Raw genomic sequence first — 3,865 nt, 5'->3', positions numbered from 1 at the left:
GCGCTAACTCACTTTTGTCCAAAAATGAGTTTCATAAGCATCGTTTAATCAAGCCAGGTGAGTGCCTTATCAAACCCATCTGGCGTTATATTGATGTACCAATCTAGATCCACTTTTTTGCGCACAACCAGTCCACACTCTTCAAGAGCTTTACATGAAACTCGGAAGTTGTTCGGGTGAATATCTCTCCCAAGCACTTGATTGACGGCCAGGTTGATGACGGTTGACTTACCTTCTTTTACTCCTTTGATGAACGCCTTGGCCAAACATCTTAAGACCTCTTTTTGAACCTGGCTCATTCTTGCTCTTTTCATTCTCTCTGCCTCTTAATCATTGCAACAATAATTAAATTAAAATTCTGAAAATTTATTTATTTCATCAAGGGATAGGTTCGTGCTGGCTGCTATATGTTTGCATGTAGAGTCAGTATGAAGCCGACAGAGCGAAGCAACGTCAGTCAGCTCTTTACTCATTTAAAGAACAGCTTTGTTCGCGATTCTAAAGAGAGATATTTTTTCCTAGAACCTTATAGACCGTAGTCCTACTGCACTCTAACTCTTTACTGATCGCATGCTTGTTCATTCCTTGGCCTGCAAGCTCTTGAATACGTGTATGAAGCGTCTTATTAGGAAATCGGCCAAGATGCCTCCCCTCAGAGCGAGCACGCTCTCTGCCTTCATTACAACGCTGTAATATTCGTTTTCTTTCCATTTCAGCAAACGCCGATATGGTCGTATAAATGACTCTACCTACATCGCTATTGATATCTAAATCCCCCAAATCATGAAACACCAAACCCGCTTTCTTTTGCGCTAGCTGATCGGCAATTTGCAAAGCATCAATGGTATTTCGAGCAATGCGGTCGACTTTGGTAACATGAATAACATCTCCCTCCCTTGCAAAATCCAGCAACAGGTTAAGCTGCTCTCTATCAGAGGATTTACCGCTCGCTTGCTCTTGGTAAATTTTGTCACAACCAATACGTTTAAGCTGTTCAAGTTGAACATCGAGCGTTTGGTCTTGGGTGCTAACACGAGCATAACCAATTTTCATAAAATGGCCTAAAAGTGAACTTAAAGATATTGATACTCAAGTGTACATGTTCACTTTAAATTATAAAGACTAACTGAACAGTTATTAGATGATTGTGAGCAATGTCCATAAAGTTACACCTTAATGGACACCACACTAGATTAAACCCAATAGAAGAATCATACAAACTGGTCAAATCGTTCGATTCGTTTATAATGAGCGAAAAGGGGAATATTATGCAATCACTTACTGCGAATACAGCTAAAACCAAATTTGGTGACTTATTAATGAAAGTTCAACGTGAACCTATACAAATTAATAAGAATGGTTCACCCGTTGCGGTGATGATGTCGTGTGAAGAATATGAACAACTTGAAGCATTGAAATTGATGGTGGTGAAATCACGCTTCGAACAAGCAGAAGTCGATGCTCTATCAGATAACCTAGTCGACGGTGACGATTTCATGAATGCACTTAACCAAGATAAGTTTGATTAATGACGCACTATAAGCTTTCTTCTGCAGCTCAATCTGATCTGATTGAGATTCGTCGCTATACATTAGAGCGATGGGGGCAAGCACAGTGGACTACTTACTTTTCAGAACTAAAGCAATCAATGGAATTACTGGCGAACAACAAGTTGCTCGGCATAGAAGTTTCTGAGGTGGGCCAAAACTACTTCCGTTTCCCTTTAAAGCGCCATGTGATTTATTACATCCAGAAACAAGAGCACATAATTATTACAGCCGTTCTTAGTAAGCACATGTCTCCGGCTAAGCACTTTTCACAACTGTCTTAATATAATTAAAACCCTAATGGACATTCACTAAATAGAGATCCTTAATCATTGCAATAATGATTAAGGAGTAAAGCCTACTGAGTAAGAACGAGGCTAAATGATATTTGGAAAAAACGTGCTAGCGCCTTTGCTAGATTAGGAAGCCAACGATAACTACAGCTACGGCAAGGTTAGTTGTGAAGATATAAATCACACTAGCCAAAGGTTAGGCTATGGTGCGGATTAAGTACAATGACGTTAAATAAATCATCACATGGTTATTGATTTTTCAAACATAATCCGCACATAAGCATAGAGTCACATTCATAAATCACCTTCCATTTGATTTGATAGTAATCTCTTGTGACTCAAAAAGGCAGACTGAAAGTCTGCCTTTTTTTCATTTCNNTGTTCGTAAACACTATAAAAAACTTGAGAAGGTGGTTCCAGAATTACGGATAATTTTCAGATATTGAAACTTGCACCTTCAAGTTAAATGGTTATAATACAGTTCATTATTGGCACGTAGATATACCAATAAATATATTAGATAAAACATTCACAGCACTCGATCTAGATGACTTATTTGGGAAATAACTTTGTATTATGCAATATATAAGGATTAACATTATGAAACATGTGTTTAAAAAAATAATGGCAGGAAGTTTGCTACTGTTAGCGTTCATATTCTCTCTGACAGTACATGCAGAAGAAGTTGATTTCTATAATGTAAAGATTGAGTCTTTATCAGCTGCGTATTCTACAAGTAGTGAACAGACTACATACTACATTACTTGGTCAAATGGTCAGTGTAGAGGTCATAGTAGTGAATCTATGATGATGTCAATGTTAAAAACTGCATACATACTTAATATGAATATAAAGCATTTAAAGTCCGGATGTTATGATGGCAATGTTGTAACGCTTGATATGTAATAATAGAGATATCTTAAGAATTAAAATCTGGCATTGACTTGATTGACCTCTCTACGTCTAGAGGAATACTACCCAGACTTAGGGACAAATCAAGGGTGATGTAAAGTTAATGAGATACAAGTTAAATTGCTGGATAGGCGGGGCATTGCTCTGCCTATCTAGGATTATTTGCAACAATCCCAATATATAAGGGATGCAAAGCAAAGAGACCTGAGCCATGAGTAGATTTAATATTTTTTTATTGTTGCTAATTCCAATTGTTGCTTTAGCAAACCCAGATGAAAACCTTCCTATTGGCACTTTTGAGCTTAACATTGGAGCTAGACCATCGGTCCCATATCCTGCTATGGATAACTACAATACAGATTTAACCGAACAGGGTTTTGGGCCAGAGTATCCAGTAACCGTGTCTAGACATCACATTATACCATTCAACGTATTACGAAGTTTTTACAATAGGCTTGCAGAGCTCAACCGTTTTTCTAATATAGGAGGCTTTTTTACCACCTACTCAGATAATCTACGCTTTTATGCGAGTGGAAATAATGTAGATTGTGGAAATCTTGGTAATGATATCGTCGATGCAGGAAACTTAGCTCTTGCTCATCGATATGCCTTTGCAAGACCTGGAGGTTATGTAATGGCACAAGGATTTGATACATTCGAACAATTCTATGTATGGCTCCCTGGAAATTTATTCATTGGTCCAAATGAGCGTTCGGATGATCCAGGAGAGGGTTTCGAAAGTAATGCCAATGTAGTAGTTGGTGAAGCATATTTTCATATTCTGCGCAGAACTTACCAGAATATGGTACGCTTTAACAATGGAGACGATTCACCAACATTACTAAATGCAATATCTGTCGATTTAACCCGAATTGCACAACGAAGAAGTATATCTCCTTTAAATAGCCAGGATTGGGTATATGTACACGGAAAATATCAATTGAGAGATGATGGTATAATAAATAAAGTAGACAATATAAAAGACCTCAGGGAAACTAAAAAATTAAGTGATGATAAATGTTCAGATATGTTACCAAATCTAATACAGAATATTATATTAATACTTGATGATAAGTAGCTTCAAACTGAGTTATTGCAAATAATCAGATAATG

6 protein-coding genes are annotated in these 3,865 nt (G+C 37.4%); 4 read left to right on the top strand and 2 right to left on the bottom strand.

Annotated features, from left to right (window positions below):
* Positions 1–44: 44 nt before the first annotated feature.
* Both AACT19_RS22785 and AACT19_RS22780 read right to left on the bottom strand, forming a co-directional pair.
* Positions 45–314 carry a hypothetical protein gene (locus AACT19_RS22785; protein ID WP_076648930.1) on the bottom strand — a complete coding sequence of 90 codons (270 nt, stop codon included), beginning with the start codon at positions 312–314 and terminating at the stop codon, positions 45–47.
* Between the two features lie 184 nt (positions 315–498).
* Entirely contained in the window at positions 499–1,053 is a 555-nt protein-coding gene (locus AACT19_RS22780) for a recombinase family protein (RefSeq protein ID WP_048666176.1), read from the bottom strand.
* A 215-nt stretch (positions 1,054–1,268) separates the two neighbouring features.
* Between AACT19_RS22780 and AACT19_RS22775 the strand changes: the two genes are divergently transcribed.
* From AACT19_RS22775 to AACT19_RS22760, 4 genes are all read left to right on the top strand, one after another.
* The gene (locus AACT19_RS22775; RefSeq protein ID WP_069592148.1) at positions 1,269–1,529 is read left to right on the top strand and encodes a type II toxin-antitoxin system Phd/YefM family antitoxin; all 261 of its coding nucleotides are present in this window, start codon (positions 1,269–1,271) and stop codon (positions 1,527–1,529) included.
* Positions 1,529–1,831 (top strand): type II toxin-antitoxin system RelE/ParE family toxin, encoded by a 303-nt coding sequence (locus AACT19_RS22770; protein ID WP_076648928.1) that lies wholly within the window; start codon positions 1,529–1,531, stop codon positions 1,829–1,831. Before AACT19_RS22775 ends, AACT19_RS22770 begins: the two co-directional genes overlap by 1 nt.
* A 609-nt stretch (positions 1,832–2,440) precedes the next feature.
* Entirely contained in the window at positions 2,441–2,746 is a 306-nt protein-coding gene (locus AACT19_RS22765) for a hypothetical protein (RefSeq protein WP_076648926.1), read from the top strand.
* Positions 2,747–2,963: 217 nt separating this feature from the next.
* On the top strand, positions 2,964–3,830 hold the full coding sequence (locus AACT19_RS22760; RefSeq protein ID WP_076648924.1) for a hypothetical protein: 867 nt from the start codon (positions 2,964–2,966) through the stop codon (positions 3,828–3,830).
* The last annotated feature ends 35 nt before the right edge of the window (positions 3,831–3,865 follow it).

This window comes from Vibrio sp. 10N.222.47.A9, assembly GCF_963872585.1.
Classification (GTDB): Bacteria; Pseudomonadota; Gammaproteobacteria; order Enterobacterales; family Vibrionaceae; genus Vibrio; species Vibrio splendidus.
This window is presented reverse-complemented; position numbering and strand designations above follow the sequence as displayed.

Bases quoted from the DNA above. Each gene is read 5' to 3' on its own strand.
- AACT19_RS22785 (WP_076648930.1), bottom strand. From the start codon at position 314: ATGAAAAGAGCAAGAATGAGCCAGGTTCAAAAAGAGGTCTTAAGATGT.
- AACT19_RS22780 (WP_048666176.1), bottom strand. From the start codon at position 1,053: ATGAAAATTGGTTATGCTCGTGTTAGCACCCAAGACCAAACGCTCGAT.
- AACT19_RS22775 (WP_069592148.1), top strand. From the start codon at position 1,269: ATGCAATCACTTACTGCGAATACAGCTAAAACCAAATTTGGTGACTTA.
- AACT19_RS22770 (WP_076648928.1), top strand. From the start codon at position 1,529: ATGACGCACTATAAGCTTTCTTCTGCAGCTCAATCTGATCTGATTGAG.
- AACT19_RS22765 (WP_076648926.1), top strand. From the start codon at position 2,441: ATGAAACATGTGTTTAAAAAAATAATGGCAGGAAGTTTGCTACTGTTA.
- AACT19_RS22760 (WP_076648924.1), top strand. From the start codon at position 2,964: ATGAGTAGATTTAATATTTTTTTATTGTTGCTAATTCCAATTGTTGCT.